Origin of the sequence: Curtobacterium sp. ZW137 (genome assembly GCF_003762905.1) — a bacterium.
In the GTDB taxonomy this organism is placed as follows: Bacteria; Actinomycetota; Actinomycetes; order Actinomycetales; family Microbacteriaceae; genus Curtobacterium.
In genome coordinates, this window is the sequence record NZ_RJKS01000001.1 from 858,567 (window position 1) to 878,637 (window position 20,071).

Below are 20,071 nucleotides of genomic sequence, written 5' to 3' on the forward strand. Positions count from 1 at the left end.
TTCGGGGGGCAGTTCGGCGGCCGGTTCAGTGGCGGGGCAGCGTGTCCTCGAGGTCGCCGTCGGTCGGCGCTCCGTCGACCTGCAGCACGACGACCGTGACGTTGTCCCGGCCGCCGGCGACGAGGGCGTCCCCGACCAGCCGCTCGGCGAGTTCCTGCGGGTCGGTGACCTTCGCGGCGATCCGGCCGATGCCGGCGTCGCCGATCTCCTTCGTCAGCCCGTCCGAGCAGACGATGTACCGGTCACCGGTCCGGAGCGGCAGGGTCCACCAGTCCGGCGACGGCGGCTCGCCGAAGCCCACGGCGCGGGTGATGACGTTGCTGTCCGGGTGCGCCTCGGCGTCCTCGGCACGGAGGACGCCGGCGTCCACCATCTCCTGCACGACAGAGTGGTCGACGGTGATCCGACGGAGCACCCCGTCCTCCACCCGGTACGTGCGGGAGTCCCCCACGTTGAAGACGAGCGCGGCGGGCTGCCCGTGCGACGCCACGAGCGCGAGCCCGGTGACGGTCGTGCCGGCGCCGATCGCGTTGCCCCCGGCAGCACGTTCGATGTCGGCCGTCGCGAGCAGCAGGGCACGCTGGATCTCCTGACGGCTGCCGAACGGCCCGTCCACCGCGTCACCGAGGCGACGGACCACGGCGTCGCTCGCGCGGTCACCGGCGAGGTGACCGCCCATGCCGTCGGCGACGACGAAGAACGGCGCTTCGACGATGTAGCTGTCCTCGTTGTGGTCGCGACGACGACCGACGTCGGTCGCGGCACCCCACGAGAGCGTGAGGGTGGCGCCGTCCCTGCCCGGGACGTCGATGGCGTGGGCGGCGGCGGCTCGGCCGAGTTCGGTCACGTTCTGGATCGCTCTCTGGGGGTTCGGGGCGTGCCGGTCAACGGGTGATCGGAGGCTGGTGCTGGAACGGCGGGAATCCGTCCGGCGGCGGGGTCACCCGGAGGTGCGGCGAGAGGATCTCGATGGCGACCCCGTCCCCGATCTCGACTACCGTACCCGTCAGCGCGACGATCGACGCACCGGACGGCATCCGGTACGCCGGAGCCCCGGCCGGCCGGACGAGGGTCCCGTTGGTCGAACGGAGGTCGTCGACCACCGCCACTTCGCCCTCGGCGTGCAGGAGCAGGTGCGACGACGACACCAGCCCGCTCGGGGACCGCACCGTCACGAGCTCTGGTTCCGGGCCGCGCACGATGCGCGGGAGTGCCGGCCGTCGGCCGACGACCACCGGACGGTCGAGACGGATCACACGGTCGCCGATCCGGATCGACGGAACTCGGGTGCGCACCGGCTCCGCGACCGCCGGGAGGCCCGTGGTCGCCCCCGGCAGACCGGCCGCACGGCCGTCGCCCGGTGGCGTCCAGGGCACGTGGTCGGTTCCCCCTGCACGCACCACCGTGTCGTCGAGGGCGTCCGGCTCCTCGGCGCGAGCGGGCCGCGGAGCACGGATGACCGTGTCCCCCAGCGCATCGTCGAGGGCGTCGTCACGTGCGCCGTCGACCCCCGACGGACGGGACACCCGAGGACGGAGCACCGTGTCCTCGATGTCGTCGGCGTCGTCGTGCACGTGGTGCCCTTCCTGCGTGGTCACCACCACCGTAGACGATCCGGTGCACCGCGCATCACCCTTGCCACGACGGAGCGGAACCGGCGGCGCACGAGCGCTGCACCAGCCCGGCGAGGGCGTCGTCCGGCACGGTGTCGAGCGCGTACTGCGCCCGGACCGCGGCCCGCGCCGACGACCCGAGCGCCCAGGAGCACCAGGCGCCGAGGGCCAGTGCCCCGGCGACACCCCGCCGGTCGTCGCGCGGTGATCCCTGTGCCTTCCACCCGTGCCACACGGCGACAGCGCGGTCCCCCGCGATGCGGATGCGGTCACGGTCCGGGGACGGCCCCTGCCCGTGCAGCGCGAGCGGCGTGGGATCACGGAAGGGATCGAAGGGGCGAACCCCGGCAGCGCGCTCCCCGGCGGTCGGCGCCGCCAGGAAGCGGATCAGCGCCATCCGGGTGGCCAGCGCTCCGCACGCGGTGCCGATCGCGGACCTGGCACCGGGCGACGGCGGATCGGTGCCCGGCGCGACGAGCGCCGTGGCGGCCACCGGCAGTGTGACCGCGGCAGCGATCTCACGCGGGTAGCGGACGTACGGGTCAGCGGTGGAGGTCATGGCGTCTGGGTTCATGTCGCCATCGAAGCGTGATCCGAGCCTCCAGGCCGGTGCCGGACCGGACCCCGTGGAGAACGCGACCGATCACCCTCCCTGTGCAGGAACGACCGCACCGGTCAGATCCGGACGGGCTCCAGGCTCTCCGCCACGAGGTCCCACCCACCGTCGACCTGTTCGAGCACCACGCCGGCTCCACGCGCCCAGCCGACGAGCTCGTCCATCGACCCGACCTCGGCACCGGTCCGCCCGAGCAGCGACACCAGGCGCCCCTTCGCCGTCTTGTTCCAGTGGTTCAGTGCCTTGCGACGGCCAGAACCGTCGACGCTCACCACGCGCAGTGCCACGGCACCCCCGACGGGGCCGAGCGCTCGGTACCCCTCGGAACGGAGGTCGAGCACCAACCCGTCAGCACGCGACGCGAGCACACGCGAGGAGACGGCGGGCCAGTGCGCGGCGAGCCGCAGCGGCGCGAGCCGCGAGTCGTGCGACAGGCGGTACGCAGGGATCGGGTCCCCCGCACCGATCGGTCCGAACATCGCGGACTGCACGACCACGTGCCGGGACCACCAGGCGCGGGCCTCGTCGGACGCCGCCGGGACGTCGAGCGGGTCGTAGAGCACACCGGTGTACCGCTCGATCGCCGGCAGCGTCGGCGAGGTCTCGAGCGCGAGGTTCCGGAACCGCTCGCTGATCGACTTCGGACCGAGCTTCAACGCCGTCCGCGCCGAGGACTCCTCGGAACTGACGGAGCGGGCCGCGGTGATCACCGCGGCCCGCTCTCGGGTCAGTTCCGGGAACGAGAGCACACCCAGATCGAGTGTGCTGCCCGGTTCCCCGCCCTCCCGCTTCGTCTCCGAAGGCGGGAGGAGGACGGTCAGTCCGGTCAGGACGCCAGCGCGGCCTGCCGCGCCACGATCGTGACCGTGTCGTGCTCGACGGAGAGGAAGCCGTCCTCAGCGTCGACCGCGACGGTCGAGCCGTCGGCCCGCGTGATGCGGACCTGGCCCTGGGCGAGGATCGCGAGCATCGGCTCGTGACCCGCCAGGATGCCGATCTGGCCTTCCGTCGTGCGTGCGACGACCATGGTGGTGTCGCCCGTCCAGACCTCGCGGTCTGCCGAGACGACACTCACGGTGAGACCCGCCATCTCAGCGGTTCTCCTTCTGGATCTGCGCCCACTTCTCTTCGACGTCGTTGATGCCACCGACGTTGAAGAAGGCCTGCGTGGCCACGTGGTCGAACTCACCGTCGGCGATCGCGCGGAAGGACTCGATCGTGTCCTTCAGCGGCACCGTGGAGCCCTCGACGCCCGTGAACTTCTTGGCCATGTACGTGTTCTGCGAGAGGAACTGCTGGATACGACGAGCGCGCTCGACCGTGATCTTGTCCTCTTCGGAGAGCTCGTCGACACCGAGGATGGCGATGATCTCCTGCAGTTCCTTGTTCTTCTGGAGGATCTGCTTGACGCGCGTCGCCGTCTCGTAGTGGTCAGCGCCCAGGTACCGGGGGTCCATGATGCGCGACGTCGAGGTCAGCGGGTCGATCGCCGGGTAGAGACCCTGCGACGCGATCTCGCGGGAGAGCTCCGTGGTGGCGTCGAGGTGCGCGAACGTGGTCGCCGGCGCCGGGTCGGTGTAGTCGTCAGCCGGGACGTAGATCGCCTGCAGCGAGGTGATCGAGTGACCACGCGTCGAGGTGATGCGCTCCTGGAGCACACCCATCTCGTCGGCGAGGTTCGGCTGGTAGCCCACCGCGGACGGCATGCGGCCGAGCAGCGTCGAGACCTCGGAGCCGGCCTGCGTGAAGCGGAAGATGTTGTCGATGAAGAGGAGCACGTCCTGCTTCTGGACATCGCGGAAGTACTCCGCCATCGTCAGCGCCGACAGGGCGACACGGAGACGCGTTCCCGGCGGCTCGTCCATCTGGCCGAACACGAGGGCGGTCTTGTCGAAGACCCCCGCCTCTTCCATCTCACCGATGAGGTCGTTGCCCTCACGGGTGCGCTCGCCGACACCGGCGAACACCGACACACCGCCGTGGTCCTGCGCGACGCGCTGGATCATCTCCTGGATGAGGACGGTCTTGCCGACGCCCGCACCACCGAAGAGACCGATCTTGCCACCCTGCACGTACGGGGTGAGGAGGTCGATCGACTTGATGCCGGTCTCGAACATCGAGGTCTTGGACTCGAGCTGGTCGAATGCCGGGGCCTTGCGGTGGATCGGCCAGCGCTCGGTGATCTCGAGCTTCTCGTCGCTGTTGAGCACGTTGCCCAGCACGTCGAAGACCTTGCCCTTGGTGACGTCGCCGACGGGGACCGAGATCGGGGCGCCCGAGTCACGGACTTCCTGACCACGGACGAGGCCGTCGGTCGGCTTCAGGGAGATGGCACGGACCAGGTCGTCGCCGAGGTGCTGCGCGACCTCGAGGCCGATCTCCTGCGACGAGTCACCGATGGTGATCGTCGTGAAGAGGAGGTTGTACATCTCCGGGATTGCGTCGTGCGGGAACTCGATGTCGACGACGGGGCCCGTGACACGGGCGATCCGGCCGACACCGGGCGCCGACGACGTCTCGACCGCGGTGGTAGCGGTGTCGGTCATGGCTGGTGCCTTCCTGAGGGTGGGTTGCTGTCCGCGAACGACGCGGACTACTTCTTCTTCGACGAGAGGGCGTCGGCGCCGCCGACGATCTCGGAGATCTGCTGCGTGATCTCGGCCTGACGCGCGTTGTTCGCGAGTCGGGTGAAGTCACGGATCAGCGAGTCGGCGTTGTCGCTGGCCGCCTTCATCGCCTTCTGCCGTGCAGCGTGCTCGGAAGCAGCCGACTGCAGCATGGCGTTGAAGATGCGGCTCTCGATGTAGACCGGGAGCAGCGAGTCGAGCACCGCGTCGGCGTCCGGCTCGAACTCGTAGAGCGGGAGCGGCTCGTTGTCCGTCGGCTCGTCGACGCCGTCGACGACCTCGAGCGGGAGCAGGCGGACGACCTGCGGCTCCTGGGTCGCGAGGCTCAGGAAGCGGTTGAACACGATGTGGATCTCGTCCACGCCGCCCTCTGCCGTGTCCTGGAGGAACTTCGACACGACCGCGTCGCCGATCTCCTTGGCCGTCGAGAACTCGGGCTGGTCGGTGTTGCCGACCCACTGCTGCTCGGACGAACGCTCACGGAACGCGAAGTACCCGACGGACTTGCGGCCGACGAGGTAGTAGACGACGTCCTTGCCCTCGCTGCGGAGCAGGGAGGCGAGCTCCTCGCCCTGCTTGAGGACGTTCGTGCTGAACGCGCCGTTCAGGCCGCGGTCCGAGGTGAACAGCACCACGGCGGCGCGGGTCGACGACTCGGGTTCGGTGGTCAGCACGTGGTCGACGTTCGAGAACGTCGCCACGGCCGACACGGCCCGGGTCACCGCACGCGAGTACGGACCGGACGCGGCCATGCGGGCCTGGGCCTTCTGGATCCGCGACGCCGAGATCAACTCCATGGCGCGCGTGACCTTCTTCGTGGTCTTCGCGGACTTGATTCGCTGTCGGTAGACCCGGACCTGGGCTGCCATCTAGCGACGACCCTTGACGATCTGCTCCTGGTCGACGTCCTCGGCGTCAGCCGCCTGGACCTGCTCCGACCCGAGCGTCTTGCCGTCGCTCGTCTGGAAGCTCTTCGTGAACTCGTCGATCTGCTTGCCCATCTCGGCGACGGTGTCGTCGCTGAGCTGGTTCGTCTCGCGCAGGGTCGTGAGCACGTCGGAGTTGCGACGCAGGTGGTCGAGCAGCTCGGACTCGAAGCGGAGCACGTCGGCGACGGGGACCGTGTCGAGCTTGCCGTTGGTGCCGGCCCAGATCGAGACGACCTGCTCCTCCACCGGGTACGGCGAGTACTGCGGCTGCTTGAGGAGCTCGGTGAGGCGAGCACCACGGTCCAGCTGACGACGCGACGCCTGGTCGAGGTCGGACGCGAACATCGCGAAGGCCTCGAGCGAGCGGTACTGCGCCAGCTCGAGCTTCAGCGTGCCGGAGACCTTCTTGATCGACTTCACCTGGGCGTCACCACCGACGCGGGACACCGAGATGCCCACGTCGACGGCCGGACGCTGGTTCGCGTTGAAGAGGTCCGACTGCAGGAAGATCTGGCCGTCGGTGATGGAGATGACGTTGGTCGGGATGTACGCCGAGACGTCGTTCGCCTTGGTCTCGATGATCGGGAGACCCGTCATCGAACCGGCGCCGAGCTCGTCGGACAGCTTCGCGCAACGCTCCAGCAGACGGGAGTGCAGGTAGAAGACGTCGCCCGGGTAGGCCTCGCGTCCCGGCGGACGACGCAGGAGGAGCGACACCGCACGGTAGGCCTCGGCCTGCTTCGACAGGTCATCGAAGATGATGAGGACGTGCTTGCCCTGGTACATCCAGTGCTGGCCGATGGCCGAACCGGTGTACGGGGCGAGGTACTTGAAGCCGGCCGGGTCGGAGGCCGGGGCGGCGACGATGGTGGTGTACTCCATCGCACCGGCGTCCTCGAGCGCACCCTTGACGGAGGCGATCGTGGAGCCCTTCTGGCCGATGGCGACGTAGATGCAGCGGACCTGCTTGTCCTCGTCGCCCGACTCCCAGTTGGCCTTCTGGTTGATGATCGTGTCGATCGCGATCGCCGTCTTGCCGGTCTGGCGGTCGCCGATGATCAGCTGACGCTGGCCACGGCCGACGGGGATCATGGCGTCGATCGCCTTGATGCCGGTCTGGAGCGGCTCGTGCACCGACTTGCGGGACATGACGCCGGGGGCCTGGAGCTCGAGGGCACGACGACCCTCGGCCGCGATCTCGCCGAGACCGTCGATCGGGGCGCCGAGCGGGTCGACGACGCGACCGAGGAAGCCGTCGCCGACCGGGGCCGAGAGGACCTCGCCGGTGCGGGTGACTTCCTGGCCCTCTTCTACACCCGCGAACTCGCCGAGCACGATGGCGCCGATGGAGTCCTCGTCGAGGTTCTGCGCGAGGCCGAGTGTGCCGTCCTCGAAGCGGATGAGCTCGTTGGCCATGACGCCGGGGAGGCCTTCGACGTGGGCGATGCCGTCACCGGCGTCGGTGACGTGCCCGACCTCGGCCGTGGAGGCCTTCGTCGGCTCGTAGTTCGAGACGAAGTCCTTCAGGGCATCACGGATCTCATCGGGGCTGATGGTGATGTCTGCCATGGGATTTTCCTTGTTGGTTTCCGGGGCCCTTCGGCTCCGAGAGGGTGATGCTGCCCGGTGGGGACAGTTCCCGTTGTGGACTTGGGGTGTCGGTTCGACCGTACGCTCAGCCGGCGAGCTGGAGCCGGAGGTCGGCGAGGCGCGTGGACACGGTGCCATCGATGACGTCGCCGCCGACCTGCACCCGGACCCCGCCGACGACCCTGGGGTCGACGACGTGGTTGACGATGATGTCCTTGCCGTAGCGCGCCGACAGCCCGCGGGCGACGCGAGCCGCCTGTGCTTCCGACAGCGCCGTGGCGGTGATGACCGTCGCCACGACCTTCTCGGCCTGGTCGGCGACGATGCGCGAGGCATCCCGGACCAGTTCACCGATCCGGCGGCCGCGCGGCTGCTGGACCAGTGCCGACAGGATCGTCACGGTCTGCGGCGACGACTTGCTGCCGATGAGGCGCTCGACGAGCGCGCTCTTCTGCTCCGGGCTGCCGAGCTTCGTGCCGAGCGCCAGCTCGAGGCCGGCGTCCGAACGAACAGCGGTCTCGAAGGCGAACAGCTCCGCTTCGATCGGGGTGCCCGTCTCGGCCGTGGCCGCGACGGCACGGATGCCCGCGTCCTCGATGCCGGCGAGCAGGTCCTGCTGGGAGGACCAGCGGGAACCGGCGACGGCGGTCAGCACGGCGCGCGTGGCGTCGGACTGTCCGGCGAAGACCCGGTCGACGACGGCCTTCTTGCCGACGATGTCGGCGGTCGGGTCGGCCAGCAGCGTGAGGAGCTGGGACGCACCGGCGACCACTCGCCCTGCGGCGAGGATCTCAGCACCGCTCGCCAGGTCGGCGTTGCCGCCGAGGTCGGCGAGCACCGCCTGCGTGGACGAGAGTGCTGCTCTGGTGGCGCTCCGCATGCTCAGCGCTCCGTCTCGGCCTGCGACGCGTCGGCGCTGTTCGTCGACTCGAGGTCGGCGAGGAAGCGGTCGACGACCGCGGTGGCCTTGGCGTCGTCCTTGAGGGACTCGCCGATGACACCCGACGCGAGGTCGAGTGCGAGCGAGCCGACCTCGGAGCGGAGCGACTGGAGCGCGCTCTGGCGCTCCGCCTCGATCTGCGCCTGGGCGTTCGACGTGATGCGCGCTGCGTCGGCGGATGCCTGCTCGCGGACCTCGTTGCCGATCGCCGTGGCGTCGGCACGGGCCTGCTCGCGGATGCGGGAGGCTTCCGCACGGGCGTCGGCGAGCTGCTTGTTGTACTCGTCGAGCGCCGCTGCGGCCTGCTCCTGCGCGGCTTCCGCCTTCTTGATGCCACCCTCGATGGCCTCGGTGCGCTCATCGAGCATCTTCGTGATGCGCGGCGTGACGACACGCCAGAACACCAGGAAGATGATGACGAAGGCCACCAGCGACCACACGATGTCGTACACCGGCGGGATCAGCGGGTTGTGCGTTTCCTCCGCCGCGATGATGAGTGCCTGCTGCATCAACGGACCTTAGTTGGTGCCGGTGAAGATGAAGTACGTGGCGATGCCGATGAAGGCGAGGGCCTCGGTGAAGGCGATACCGATGTACATGAGGGTCGTCAGGCGGCCCTGGAGCTCGGGCTGGCGAGCGACGGACTCGATCGTCTTGCCGACGACGATGCCGACGCCGATGGCCGGGCCGATCGCTGCGAGGCCGTAGCCAACCGTCGCGATGTTGCCGTTGATCTCCGCGAGAACGGTCGTTGCGTCCACGTGTTTTCCTTTCGAGGTGCGGGTCCGACGGATGCCGGTCCCGTAGGGGGTCAGTGAGGAATCAGTGCTCGTCGGCCAGCGCCAGCTGGATGTAGACGGCGGTGAGGAGCATGAAGACGTAGGCCTGGAGCAGCGCGACGAGGATCTCGAAGAAGCTGAACGCGATGCCGAAGGCGATGGTCCCGATGCCGAAGGCCTTGAAGCCGAGCGAGGCGTCGAAGAAGAAGAACTGCGTGGCCGAGAAGAACAGGACGAGCAGCAGGTGCCCGACGACCATGTTCATCAGGAGTCGCAGGGTCAGCGTGACCGGGCGGAGGACGAAGGTCGAGACGAGCTCGATCGGCGTCACGATGATGTACAGGTACCACGGCACCCCGGGCGGGAAGAGCGAGTTCCGGAGGAACGTGCCCGGGTGCTTGCGGAGACCCGCGTAGATGAAGGCGACGTACGCGATGAGCGCGAGGATCATCGGCATCGCGATGCGGCTGGTGCCGGCGAGGTTCAGCCCCGGGATCAGACCCGTCAGGTTCATGAACAGCACGCCGAAGAAGATCGACGCGAGGAGCGGCAGGAAGCGCTTGCCGTCCTTCTCGCCCAGGTTGTCGAAGGTGTTCCGTCGCACGACGTCGAAGCCGTACTCGATGAACGCCTGTCCGCGGTTCGGGACGAGCTTCAGTGCGCGGGTGCCCGCGAACGCGAAGACGAGGAGCACTGCGACCGCGATGAAGCGGATGATGACGACGCGATCGATCTCGATTGGCGTCCCGGCGAAGAAGATCGCGTCCGGGAAGAACTCGTTGATCGACGGACCATGGAACTCGGCGGCCTTACTGCTCCCCGCCGCAACGGTGTTGGCCGCAGCGGTGAGGGACAGGGGAAGAGCGTGGGATAGCAGCGCTGTCTCCTGTGTCGGCGCGCGCACATCATGGCACGCGATGGTGGACTGTGTGGAGGCTGTCCGCTCCGAGCGAGGCTCCGGACGCGGACGCAACAAACACTACCAGGTGTGAGAGCCTTCCCGGGCTCTCAGACGCGCGGGTCGTCCTTCTCAGGCTCCGCGGAGCCTTCCGGAGTGGACGCTGCGCCGGGGAGCCGGACGTCGATCGGCACGCGCGCCTTGCTGATCACCGTCACGTCGATGACGAGCGAGCCGATGACCCCGACGATGATCGCGATCGCCAGGACGGGCGTGCTCACCCAGTCGCGGTCCTTCAACAGCACGAGCACCACGATGAAGAGCACGAACTTCACGAGGAACATCCCCATGATCGTGCCGAAGAACGCGCCGGAGATCATCTGCCCGCCGGAGAACCGGATCGCCAGCAGCACGCTCACCGCGGTCAGCCCGCAGAACACCACGCTCATCACCGCGCCGATCAGTCCGCCGGCGAGTCCCGGTCCCCCGGCGACGAGGAACCCGACGAGACCGCCCACGACCGCGAGTGCGGCCGCCAGGACGGCTCCCTGCACGAGGATCCGGCGGAAGACGGGACGGACGTGGTCGAGTCCGTTCGGTGCGGTCACGAGTGGTCTCCAGAGGTCGAGCTGTCGGACGAGGCGGAAGGGGCCGACGGTGCGGCAGGGGCGGACGGGGCGGACGACGTGGAACGGCCGGACGGCGCGGAGCGCCCTGCACGAGCGGTCCGCGACGGCCCCGTCACGGGACGCCCGTCACGGGCGGCCGCCGCACGGTCCAGCGGGTCGAGGCTGGCGTCGACGACCCCGGCGGCAGCACCGGCGGTCTGCACGCGGATCTCGGTGCGCTTCCGCCCGAGCGGCGCGAACGTGGCGATCGCGCAGATGGTGAAGCCGACCGCGACGAACGCGACCACCCACCACCACTCGACGAACAGGAAGAGCAGACAGCCGATCGCGACGGTCGCCGTCCACGCGTAGAAGATCAGCACCGCGTGGAAGTGCGAGTGCCCCATGTCGAGCAGCCGGTGGTGCAGGTGCTTGCGGTCTGCGGAGAACGGGGACTTCCCGGCGCTCAGGCGACGGAACACCGCGAGGCCGAAGTCGAGGATCGGCACGATGAGGATCGCGAACGGCAGCAGGATCGGGATGAAGGCCGGCAGCAGGTCCGTCCGGGTGCGCACCGCGGCCGGGTCGATGTTGCCCGTGATCGAGACGGCGCTCGTGGCCATCAGGAAGCCGACGAGCAGCGCGCCGGCGTCGCCCATGAAGAGCTTCGCCGGGTGCCAGTTCAGGATCAGGAAGCCGAAGCACGCCCCCACGAGGACCGCGGTCAACAGTGACGGCAGGTTGAAGAAGAACTCCGTCTGCACGACCACGCGGTTGATGAAGAACGTGTAGAGGAAGAACACCCCACCGGCGATGATCGCGACCCCGGCGACGAGGCCGTCGAGCCCGTCGATGAAGTTCACGGCGTTCATCACCAGGACGACCGCCAGCACGGTGAAGATCAGGCTCATGTAGGACGATCCGACGCCGAGGGAATTGCCGATCGGGAGCGACACGATCGCGACGCCCTGCCAGGCGAGGATGCCGGCGGCGATGATCTGCCCCGCGAGCTTCGTCATCCAGTCGAGGTCCCAGATGTCGTCGGCGACACCGAGCACCACGATGATCGTCGCCCCCGCCAGCACCGCGAGCACGCGCTGCGGTTCCGCGAAGACGAGCCGGAAGTAGTCCACGCCCGCGATCTCCGGGAAGACGAACCACGCGCAGAGCAGCGAGACGATGATCCCGATGAACATCGCGATCCCGCCGAGCCGCGGGGTCGGCGTCCGGTGCACGTCTCGCTCGCGGACCTTGGGGTACCACTTGTAGCGGATCCCGAGCTTCCAGACGAGCCAGCTCACGAGGAAGCTCACGACCGCCGAGATCAGCCCCGCGAGCAGGTAGTACTTCATGTGACGAGGTCGGCCCCCACGACCCGTTCGATCTCGGAGTCCGGGATGACGCCGTGGCGCACGATCCGCAGACCGTCCCCCGTCGACAGGCCCGTGGCGTCGACGATGGTCGAGCCGGTCGAGGCCTCGAACCCGGCGTGGGGGGCGAGCGATCCACCGTCGAGGTAGACCGCGACGCTGTCGCCGAGCATCGCTTCGGCAGCGTCGATGTCCATGGCCGCGGGGTCGCCCGTGGAGTTCGCGGAGGACACCGCGAGCGGCCCGACCTCTTGCAGGAGCTCGAGCGCGATCCGCGAGTCCGGCATCCGGAGCGCCACGGTCCCCCGCGTCTCGCCGAGGTCCCAGTCGAGGGACGGCTGCGACCGCAGGATGACGGTGAGTCCACCGGGCCAGAACTCGGCGACGAGGTCGCGGACCTGCTGCGGGACCTCGCTCGCGAGCGCGTCGAGCGTCGGCGGCCCGGGGATGAGCACCGGCGGCGGTGACTGCCGGGTGCGTCCCTTCGCGTCGAGGAGGCGCTGGACGGCGGCCTGGTTGAAGGCGTCGGCAGCGAGGCCGTACACGGTGTCGGTGGGGACCACGACGAGTTCGCCCCGGCCGAGTGCTGCGCGCGCGAGCCGCATCCCGGTCAGGAGCCCGTCGGGGTCGTTGCAGTCGTATCGGGATGCCATGACTCGACGATGATAGTGCGACACAATGGTGGACATCGTGAACGAGACGCCTGCGCCCCGACTCCTGTTCCTCTTCGACATGGACGACGTGCTCGTCCGGTACGACTGGAAGACCCGGATGGCGGGTCTCACCGAGCTCACCGGGCACGAGCTCGACGAGCTCCGACGCCGCTGGTGGCGCACCGGCGGTGAGATGCGCGCCGAGGCCGGCCACTTCCCCGACGGCGACGCCTACCTCGCCGCGTTCGAGGCCGCGATGGAGTGCGAGGTGCCCGAGGCCGAATGGGCGCGCATCCGCGGTGCCGCGATGACCGAGCTGCCCGAACGCATCGAGGCCGTCCGCATCGCCAGTGAGCACGGCCGTGTCGCGCTGCTCACGAACAACGGGCCGCTCGCGGGGCGCTGGATCCACCGCTGGGCACCGTCCCTGCCGCCGCTGTTCGGCGAGCACCTGGACACGTCGAGCAACTTCGGTGCGCGCAAGCCCGAGCCCGAGGTGTTCCTCCGGGCCCTCGAGCACCACGGCGCCCGTCCCGAGGACACGTTCTTCGCGGACGACATGCCGGAGAACGTCGAGGGCGCCCGGTCCGTCGGCATCACCGCCGTGCTCGTCGAGCACGACACGGACCTCCGCGACGCGGTCCGCGCCTTCGTCGCGGCCCACGAGGACGCCACCGTCGCGTAGACGCGCTGCGCTTCCTTCCCATCGCGCGTGCGCTGGGAAGTGAGAACGCGCGTGGGGAGTCGGAAGGAACGACCCCCTACGCGCGAAACGACTCCCCACGCGCGAAACGACCCCCTACGCGCGCAACGACCTCCCACACGCGGAACGCGCGCCGCGTAGACGCGCGGCTCGGCGCAGCCAGGAGGCCCGGCTCGGCCCCGGTCAGCGCGTGGCGGTGGTCGTGCGGTCGCGTCCCGTCAGGTCCACGTGCGTCTCCGGGGAACGGAACCCCCGGCGCGCCAGCACCTCGCGCACGGCTGCGCCCTGCGGCTCCGCGTGCTCGATGACGAGCAGCCCACCCGGCACCAGGAGTCGCCACGCGGTCTCGGTGAGGGCGCGGACCGCGTCGAGCCCGTCGGCGCCGCCGTAGAGCGCGAGCGCCGGGTCGTGGTCGCGGACCTCGGGGTCGATCGGGATCGCGTCGTCCGGCACGTACGGCGGGTTCGACACGACGACCGAGACCGAGCCGTCGAGCTCCGGGAACGCGTCGGCCAGGTCGCCCTCGACGAGTCGGACCGTGCCGCCGTACGTCTCGACGTTCCGCCGGGTCCAGGGCAGCGCGTCGGCCGATCGCTCGACGGCGTACACCAGGGCGTTCGGCACCTCGGTGTCCATGGCGATCGCGATGGCGCCGCTGCCCGACCCGAGGTCGACGGCGATCGGCTCGGGCACCGCGGTCGCCCGGAGCGCGTCGATGCCGAACTGCACGACGGACTCGGTCTCCGGCCGGGGCACGAACACCCCGGGGCCGACCGCCAGGGTCAGCGCCCGGAAGTGCGCCTCGCCCGTGATGTGCTGCAGCGGCAGGCGTGTGGCGCGCCGCGCGACCGCCTGGCGGAAGCGCTCGACGTGCTCCCCCGCGATCGCGCCGCCGGTCATCGCGCGGGCCTGCACGGCGCCGCGCGAGGTGTCGGTCGCCCAGGCGAGCAGGAGCTCCGCGTCCACGCGCGGGGTCGGGACCCCGTGCGCGACGAGCGCAGCGGTCGCCTCGTCGAGGAGGCGATCCGCTGCGAACGTGGGGGGCGTGTCGGGGGTGATCCGGGCCTCCAGGGCGGTGTTCCTAGGCGTTCTGGTCGCCGACGGCGGCCAGACGTGCCTCTTCGTCCGCACGGATGGCGGACTCGATGACAGGCTCGAGCGCACCGTTCATGACGCGGTCGAGGTCGTACGCCTTGTACCCGGTGCGGTGGTCCGCGATCCGGTTCTCCGGGAAGTTGTACGTGCGGATGCGCTCCGAACGGTCCATCCCGCGGATCTGCGAACGACGGGCGTCCGACGCCAGGGCGTCCAGTTCCTCCTGCTGCTTGGCCAGGATGCGGGCACGCAGGACACGCATGCCGGCCTCACGGTTCTGCAGCTGGGACTTCTCGTTCTGCATCGCGACCGTGATTCCAGTGGGCAGGTGCGTGATGCGGACCGCGGAGTCCGTCGTGTTCACCGACTGACCGCCGGGACCGGAGGACCGGTACACGTCGATCTTGAGGTCGTTCTGGTTGATCTCGACCTCTTCGGGCTCGTCCACCTCGGGGAAGACCAGCACGCCGGTCGTCGAGGTGTGGATGCGCCCCTGCGACTCGGTCTGCGGGACCCGCTGCACGCGGTGCACGCCGCCCTCGTACTTCAGGTGCGCCCAGACGCCCTGCGCGGGGTCGGAGGAGTTCGACTTGATCGCGACCTGGACGTCCTTGTAGCCGCCGAGGTCGCTCTCGGTGCGCTCGAGGAGTTCGACCTTCCAGCCCTTGGACTCGGCGTAGTGCGAGTACATGCGCAGCAGGTCGGCCGCGAACAGCGCCGATTCCTCGCCGCCCTCGCCGCCCTTGATCTCCATGATGACGTCACGGCCGTCGTCCGGGTCCCGAGGGATCAGCAGACGGCGGAGCCGCTCCTGGCGCTCCGCGAGCTGCTCCTCGAGTTCGGGGACCTCGTCCGCGAACGCCGAGTCCTCACGCGCGAGCTCCCGGGCGGCGGCGAGGTCCTCCCCCGCCGCCGTCCAGGCCTCGTACGCGGACTTGATCTGGTTCAGTTCGGCGAACCGCCGGTTGACCTTCTTCGCCCGGGCCGCATCGGCGTGGAGCGCGGGGTCCGACAGCTGCTGCGTCAGGTCCTCGTGTTCCGCCAGCAGCCCTGCCACCGACTCGAACACCGGTTACTCCTGGTGGCCGTTGTGGTGACCGGTCGCGGGGACCGACTTCTGCACCTGCACCAGGAACTCGACGTTCGACTGCGTCTCCTTGAGGTTCCGCAGCACGATCTCGAGGGCCTGCTGCGGGTCGAGCCCGGCGAGGGCCCGGCGCAGACGCCACGTGATCTTGACCTCGTCGGCGGAGAGCAGCTGCTCCTCGCGACGGGTGCCGGAGGCGTTGACGTCGACGGCCGGGAAGATCCGCTTGTCCGCCAGGTGGCGGTTCAGGCGGAGCTCCATGTTGCCGGTGCCCTTGAACTCCTCGAAGATCACCTCGTCCATCTTCGACCCGGTCTCGACGAGCGCCGTGGCGAGGATGGTCAGCGAGCCACCGTTCTCGATGTTCCGGGCGGCGCCGAAGAAGCGCTTCGCCGGGTACAGCGCTGCGGAGTCGACGCCACCGGAGAGCACGCGGCCCGACGGCGGGGTCGCCAGGTTGTAGGCGCGACCCAGGCGGGTGATCGAGTCGAGCAGCACGACGACGTCGTGGCCGAGCTCCACCAGGCGCTTCGCACGCTCGATGGCGAGCTCGGCGACCGTGGTGTGGTCCTCGGCGGGACGGTCGAAGGTCGAGGCGATGACCTCGCCCTTCACCGTGCGCTGCATGTCGGTGACCTCTTCGGGCCGCTCGTCCACGAGGACGACCATGAGGTGCGCCTCGGGGTTGTTCTTCGAGATCGCGTTCGCGATGGCCTGCAGCACGACGGTCTTGCCGGCCTTGGGCGGCGAGACGATCAGGCCGCGCTGACCCTTGCCGATCGGCGACACCAGGTCGATGATCCGGGTCGACAGCTTCGCCGGCTCGGTCTCGAGGCGCAGGCGCTCGTTCGGGTACAGCGGGGTGAGGTCCTGGAAGTCGACGCGGCTCGCCGCCTCGTCCGCGGACTGGCCGTTGATCGTGTCGATCTTGACCAGCGCGTTGTACTTCTGGCGGCTCTGCTGCTCGTTGTCGCGCGGCTGCTTGATCGCACCGACGACGGCGTCGCCCTTGCGCAGGTGGTACTTCTTCACCTGGCCGAGGGAGACGTAGACGTCGCTCGGGCCCGGGAGGTACCCGGTGGTCCGCACGAAGGCGTAGTTGTCGAGCACGTCGAGGATGCCCGCGACCGGGATCAGGACGTCGTCCTCGGTGATCTCCGGCTCGAAGTCGTCGTTCTGCCCGCCACGGCCGCGCTTGCGGTCGCGCTGGCGACGGCTGCGGCCGCTCTCGGCCTCTTCCTGGTCGCGACGCTGCTGGTCGTCGCGCTGCTGCTGGGCGTGGTTCTGCTGGTTCTGCGCCTGGTTCTGGTGCTGGTTCTGCTGGGCCTGGTTCTGCTGGCCCTGGTTCTGGTTCTGGTTCTGCTTCTGCTGGCCCTGCTTCTGCCGGCCCTGCTTCTGCTCGCCCTGCTCGGCCTGGTCGCCCTGGTCCTGCTTGTCGGCCTGGCGGTTGTTCTGCTGGCGGCCGTTCTGCTGCGCGGCCGGCTCGGCGTCCTGGGACTGCTGCCCCTGCTGCTGGTCGCCGGACTCGGCGTTCTGGCCGCGGCCACGACCGCGTCCACGGCTGCGACGACCACGGCGCGAGCCGCCCTCGTTCTCGCCGTTCTGGTCCTGGTCGTTCTGACCCTGGCCCTGGTCGTTCTGGTCCGTGTCCTGCTGGTCGTCCTGCACGCTCGTCGCGTCGGCGTCCTGCTCGGTGGCCGGGGCCTCCTCGGCGACGGCAGCGGCGGCCTGGTCGGCCTTCGGCTGCTGGCCGCGACGACGACGCTGGCTGCCCGACTGGGCTTCCTGGGCGTCCTTCTCGGCGCGGACCTGGTCGAGGCCGGCGAGGAGGTCCTCGGTGCCGGTCTGGCCGTGGTTGGTGTGCTCAGCGGCCGTGGTCGGCGCCGTGGTCACGGTGCCGCCGGAGCTGGCGCGGCGCGAACGACGGGCACGCGACGGCGCGGCCTCGGTCGTCGGGGCGTCCACGACGTCGGTCGCCTCGGCGCCGGCTTCGTGGTGGGTCAGGGCGGCCGGGGCGAGCTCCTCGGAGACGGCGGCGGCTTCGGCGCCGGTCGCGGACTCGGGCTCCGGCGTCACGGCCGGGGCCGTGGCCGTGGTTTCGGTCGTCTCGGGGCGCTTGTCCTCGATCGCGGCGATGAGGTCGCCCTTGCGGAGCTTCGAGAGCCCCGTGATGCCGAGGGAGGAGGCGATCCGCTGCAGTTCGGGCAGACGGAGCGCGCGCAGGTCGCTGGGGATCTCTGCCGTGGCAGCAGAGTTGTTCACGTTGGTCAAGTTGCTGTGTTCCTTCCGAACCGCAGAGCGCGGAGAGTTTCCACCGACTTCCGGCGCGGTGCGTGGCACTCGGGATGTGCCGACACTGTTGCGACGGCCGCCGTTCAGACGACGGACCGGGAAGCGGTGATCTGAGGGAGATCACACCTGCGAACCGTGGAACACGTGCTGGCTGTCGTTCGTGCTGGGCACGAAGCCGCGCTACGGGTTTCCTCCGTGGTTCACCGGGTGCGGGTTCACTGTAGCACCACCGAGATCGACGGCCAGCATGAGCGGCCGCCAGGTGGATTCGGCGTGTCGTTCGACGAGATCGGCTGCGGTCAGGCGCTGCGCCGGGTCGGACCCGAGCACGAGCAGGCTCGGTCCGGCGCCGGACACGACCGCGGCGAGCCCGTGCTGCCGGAGCAGGCGGATCAGCGCGTCCGTCTCCGGCATCGCGCTCGCCCGGTAGGTCTGGTGCAGCCGGTCCTCGGTCGCAGCGAGCAGGAGTTCCGGGCTCTGGATGAGCGCGGCGACGAGGAGCGCCGACCGGGACACGTTGAACGCGGCATCGGCGTGCGGGACGCTCTCGGGCTGCAGGGAGCGCGCGAGCTTCGTGGACAGGGTCGAGGTCGGCACGAAGACCACCGGCGCGACACCGCGGTGCACCAGGAGCCGCTTGTACGCGGGCCCCTCCGCCGTCATCCAGGCGATGGTGAGCCCGCCGAAGAGCGCCGGCGCGACGTTGTCCGGGTGCCCCTCCATCTCGGTGGCCAGGGTGAGGAGCGTCGAGGCGTCGAGGTCGACGATCCCCTCGAGCAGCCCACGCGCTGCCATCAGCCCGGCGACGATCGCCGCGGCGGAGGAGCCCATCCCGCGACCGTGCGGGATGGCGTTCACCGCCGTCAGCTCGAGGCCGGGCTGCTCGACTCCGGCGTGCTCCAGCCCACGGCGGACGGCACGGACGACGAGGTTCGTGTCGTCCGTCGCGACCTCACCGGCACCGACGCCCTGCACCGTGACGGTCGCGCCCGGCTCGAGGCGCACGCGGACGTCGACCTCGTCGTAGAGGGAGAGCGCGAGCCCCAGCGAGTCGAACCCCGGGCCGAGGTTCGCGGAGGTCGCCGGGACGCGCACACGGACCGCCCGTCCGGCCGGTACAGCGATGCGGGCGGTCGTGCCCGCTTCCGGTCCGGACGAGCGGTCGGGGCTCACCGCGCGCCGGCCAGTCCGAGCACGTCGGCGACCGCGGCGGTGTCCACCGGCACGCTGGTCGGCGTGACGTCGGAGCCGTCCTCGGTGCGGAGCGCCCACTGCGGGTCCTTGAGGCCGTGGCCGGTCACCGTGATGACGACCTTCGCGCCCTTCGGGATCTCGCCGGCGTCCGCACGCTCGAGGAGCCCGGCGACACCGATCGCGGAAGCCGGTTCGACGAACACGCCGACCTCGGCCGAGAGGATGCGGTGCGCGGCGAGGATGCCGGCGTCGGTGATCGCACCGAAGTAGCCGTCCGTCTCCTCACGCGCTTCGAGGGCGAACTTCCACGAGGCCGGGTTGCCGATGCGGATCGCCGAGGCGACGGTCTCCGGGTGCTGGACCACGGCGCCGTTCACGATCGGGGCGGAGCCTGCGGCCTGGAAGCCGAACATGCGCGGCAGCTTCGACGAGCGACCGGCGGCGACGTCCTCGCGGTAGCCGCGGGAGTACGCCGTGTAGTTGCCGGCGTTGCCGACGGGCAGGAAGTGGAAGTCCGGGGCGTCACCGAGGACGTCGACGACCTCGAACGCGGCGGTCTTCTGGCCCTCGATGCGGTCGTTGTTGACCGAGTTGACCAGGTGCACCGGGTAGTTCGCGGCGAGGTCGCGCGCGATGTCCAGGCAGTCGTCGAAGTTGCCCTGGACCTGCAGCAGCTGGGCGTCGTGGGCGACGGCCTGGCTGAGCTTGCCCATCGCGATCTTGCCCTCCGGCACCAGGACGGCGGCGGTGATGCCGGCGTGCGTGGCGTACGCGGCCGCCGAGGCGCTGGTGTTGCCGGTCGAGGCGCAGATCACGGCCTTCGCGCCGTGCTCGACCGCCTTCGAGATCGCCATCGTCATGCCGCGGTCCTTGAAGGAGCCCGTCGGGTTCATGCCCTCGAACTTCACCCAGACCTCGGCGCCGGTGCGCTCGGAGAGACGCCGCGCCGGGATGAGCGGCGTGCCGCCCTCCCCCAGCGTGATGACGGGTGTCGCCTCGGTCACGTCGAGTCGGTCGGCGTACTCGCGCAGGACGCCCTGCCACTGGTGGGCCATCGGGGTTCTCTCTCTGTCGGTG

General features: G+C 69.9%; 21 protein-coding genes. 1 reads left to right on the forward strand and 20 read right to left on the reverse strand.

Annotation, left to right across the window (positions count from 1 at the left end):
* Positions 1 to 25: 25 nt before the first annotated feature.
* The 15 genes from EDF55_RS04020 to EDF55_RS04090 form a co-directional block, all read right to left on the reverse strand.
* On the reverse strand, positions 26 to 847 hold the full coding sequence (locus EDF55_RS04020; RefSeq protein ID WP_243698368.1) for a PP2C family serine/threonine-protein phosphatase: 822 nt from the start codon (positions 845 to 847) through the stop codon (positions 26 to 28).
* Positions 848 to 884: 37 nt separating this feature from the next.
* Positions 885 to 1,598 (reverse strand): FHA domain-containing protein, encoded by a 714-nt coding sequence (locus EDF55_RS04025; protein WP_123653599.1) that lies wholly within the window; start codon positions 1,596 to 1,598, stop codon positions 885 to 887.
* A 31-nt stretch (positions 1,599 to 1,629) separates the two neighbouring features.
* Positions 1,630 to 2,172 (reverse strand): hypothetical protein, encoded by a 543-nt coding sequence (locus tag EDF55_RS04030; RefSeq protein WP_123653600.1) that lies wholly within the window; start codon positions 2,170 to 2,172, stop codon positions 1,630 to 1,632.
* A gap of 116 nt (positions 2,173 to 2,288) precedes the next feature.
* Positions 2,289 to 3,059 carry a peroxide stress protein YaaA gene (locus EDF55_RS04035; protein ID WP_311317144.1) on the reverse strand — a complete coding sequence of 257 codons (771 nt, stop codon included), beginning with the start codon at positions 3,057 to 3,059 and terminating at the stop codon, positions 2,289 to 2,291.
* Positions 3,056 to 3,319, reverse strand: coding sequence for a F0F1 ATP synthase subunit epsilon (locus EDF55_RS04040; RefSeq protein ID WP_056124084.1), 264 nt, complete (start codon positions 3,317 to 3,319; stop codon positions 3,056 to 3,058). The genes EDF55_RS04035 and EDF55_RS04040 overlap by 4 nt, the downstream gene beginning before the upstream one ends.
* Before the next feature lies 1 nt (position 3,320).
* Entirely contained in the window at positions 3,321 to 4,775 is a 1,455-nt protein-coding gene (gene atpD / locus EDF55_RS04045; RefSeq protein WP_123653602.1) for a F0F1 ATP synthase subunit beta, read from the reverse strand.
* Positions 4,776 to 4,822: 47 nt separating this feature from the next.
* Positions 4,823 to 5,725 (reverse strand): F0F1 ATP synthase subunit gamma, encoded by a 903-nt coding sequence (locus EDF55_RS04050; RefSeq protein WP_123653603.1) that lies wholly within the window; start codon positions 5,723 to 5,725, stop codon positions 4,823 to 4,825.
* Positions 5,726 to 7,354 carry a F0F1 ATP synthase subunit alpha gene (atpA, locus tag EDF55_RS04055; protein ID WP_123653604.1) on the reverse strand — a complete coding sequence of 543 codons (1,629 nt, stop codon included), beginning with the start codon at positions 7,352 to 7,354 and terminating at the stop codon, positions 5,726 to 5,728.
* Positions 7,355 to 7,460: 106 nt separating this feature from the next.
* The gene (locus EDF55_RS04060) at positions 7,461 to 8,255 is read right to left on the reverse strand and encodes a F0F1 ATP synthase subunit delta (protein ID WP_123653605.1); all 795 of its coding nucleotides are present in this window, start codon (positions 8,253 to 8,255) and stop codon (positions 7,461 to 7,463) included.
* Between the two features lie 2 nt (positions 8,256 to 8,257).
* Positions 8,258 to 8,824, reverse strand: a complete 567-nt coding sequence (locus EDF55_RS04065; protein WP_123653606.1) for a F0F1 ATP synthase subunit B — start codon at positions 8,822 to 8,824, stop codon at positions 8,258 to 8,260.
* 9 nt (positions 8,825 to 8,833) lie between these two features.
* Entirely contained in the window at positions 8,834 to 9,076 is a 243-nt protein-coding gene (gene atpE, locus EDF55_RS04070) for an ATP synthase F0 subunit C (protein WP_017885749.1), read from the reverse strand.
* 61 nt (positions 9,077 to 9,137) lie between these two features.
* Positions 9,138 to 9,998, reverse strand: a complete 861-nt coding sequence (gene atpB / locus EDF55_RS04075) for a F0F1 ATP synthase subunit A (protein WP_260235793.1) — start codon at positions 9,996 to 9,998, stop codon at positions 9,138 to 9,140.
* Between the two features lie 104 nt (positions 9,999 to 10,102).
* Positions 10,103 to 10,600, reverse strand: a complete 498-nt coding sequence (locus tag EDF55_RS04080; RefSeq protein WP_123653607.1) for a hypothetical protein — start codon at positions 10,598 to 10,600, stop codon at positions 10,103 to 10,105.
* Positions 10,597 to 11,952 (reverse strand): MraY family glycosyltransferase, encoded by a 1,356-nt coding sequence (locus EDF55_RS04085; RefSeq protein WP_123653608.1) that lies wholly within the window; start codon positions 11,950 to 11,952, stop codon positions 10,597 to 10,599. Before EDF55_RS04085 ends, EDF55_RS04080 begins: the two co-directional genes overlap by 4 nt.
* Positions 11,949 to 12,623 (reverse strand): L-threonylcarbamoyladenylate synthase, encoded by a 675-nt coding sequence (locus tag EDF55_RS04090; RefSeq protein WP_123653609.1) that lies wholly within the window; start codon positions 12,621 to 12,623, stop codon positions 11,949 to 11,951. Before EDF55_RS04090 ends, EDF55_RS04085 begins: the two co-directional genes overlap by 4 nt.
* A 37-nt stretch (positions 12,624 to 12,660) precedes the next feature.
* Between EDF55_RS04090 and EDF55_RS04095 the strand changes: the two genes are divergently transcribed.
* Entirely contained in the window at positions 12,661 to 13,308 is a 648-nt protein-coding gene (locus tag EDF55_RS04095) for an HAD family phosphatase (protein ID WP_260235795.1), read from the forward strand.
* A 201-nt stretch (positions 13,309 to 13,509) separates the two neighbouring features.
* Here the strand turns inward: EDF55_RS04095 and prmC are convergent, their stop codons facing one another.
* The 5 genes from prmC to thrC form a co-directional block, all read right to left on the reverse strand.
* Entirely contained in the window at positions 13,510 to 14,385 is an 876-nt protein-coding gene (gene prmC / locus EDF55_RS04100; protein WP_165931530.1) for a peptide chain release factor N(5)-glutamine methyltransferase, read from the reverse strand.
* A 22-nt stretch (positions 14,386 to 14,407) separates the two neighbouring features.
* The gene (prfA, locus tag EDF55_RS04105) at positions 14,408 to 15,490 is read right to left on the reverse strand and encodes a peptide chain release factor 1 (RefSeq protein WP_123653612.1); all 1,083 of its coding nucleotides are present in this window, start codon (positions 15,488 to 15,490) and stop codon (positions 14,408 to 14,410) included.
* 3 nt (positions 15,491 to 15,493) lie between these two features.
* Positions 15,494 to 17,770 carry a transcription termination factor Rho gene (gene rho / locus EDF55_RS04110; RefSeq protein ID WP_395869888.1) on the reverse strand — a complete coding sequence of 759 codons (2,277 nt, stop codon included), beginning with the start codon at positions 17,768 to 17,770 and terminating at the stop codon, positions 15,494 to 15,496.
* A 210-nt stretch (positions 17,771 to 17,980) separates the two neighbouring features.
* Complete coding sequence (gene thrB / locus EDF55_RS04115; RefSeq protein WP_123653876.1) at positions 17,981 to 18,925, reverse strand: homoserine kinase; 945 nt, start codon at positions 18,923 to 18,925, stop codon at positions 17,981 to 17,983.
* Positions 18,926 to 18,969: 44 nt separating this feature from the next.
* Complete coding sequence (gene thrC, locus EDF55_RS04120) at positions 18,970 to 20,049, reverse strand: threonine synthase (RefSeq protein ID WP_123653614.1); 1,080 nt, start codon at positions 20,047 to 20,049, stop codon at positions 18,970 to 18,972.
* Between the last annotated feature and the right edge of the window lie 22 nt (positions 20,050 to 20,071).

Bases quoted from the DNA above. Each gene is read 5' to 3' on its own strand.
- EDF55_RS04030 (WP_123653600.1), bottom strand. From the start codon at position 2,172: ATGACCTCCACCGCTGACCCGTACGTCCGCTACCCGCGTGAGATCGCT.
- EDF55_RS04040 (WP_056124084.1), bottom strand. From the start codon at position 3,319: ATGGCGGGTCTCACCGTGAGTGTCGTCTCGGCAGACCGCGAGGTCTGG.
- atpD (WP_123653602.1), bottom strand. From the start codon at position 4,775: ATGACCGACACCGCTACCACCGCGGTCGAGACGTCGTCGGCGCCCGGT.
- EDF55_RS04050 (WP_123653603.1), bottom strand. From the start codon at position 5,725: ATGGCAGCCCAGGTCCGGGTCTACCGACAGCGAATCAAGTCCGCGAAG.
- atpA (WP_123653604.1), bottom strand. From the start codon at position 7,354: ATGGCAGACATCACCATCAGCCCCGATGAGATCCGTGATGCCCTGAAG.
- EDF55_RS04060 (WP_123653605.1), bottom strand. From the start codon at position 8,255: ATGCGGAGCGCCACCAGAGCAGCACTCTCGTCCACGCAGGCGGTGCTC.
- EDF55_RS04065 (WP_123653606.1), bottom strand. From the start codon at position 8,824: ATGCAGCAGGCACTCATCATCGCGGCGGAGGAAACGCACAACCCGCTG.
- EDF55_RS04085 (WP_123653608.1), bottom strand. From the start codon at position 11,952: ATGAAGTACTACCTGCTCGCGGGGCTGATCTCGGCGGTCGTGAGCTTC.
- EDF55_RS04090 (WP_123653609.1), bottom strand. From the start codon at position 12,623: ATGGCATCCCGATACGACTGCAACGACCCCGACGGGCTCCTGACCGGG.
- thrC (WP_123653614.1), bottom strand. From the start codon at position 20,049: ATGGCCCACCAGTGGCAGGGCGTCCTGCGCGAGTACGCCGACCGACTC.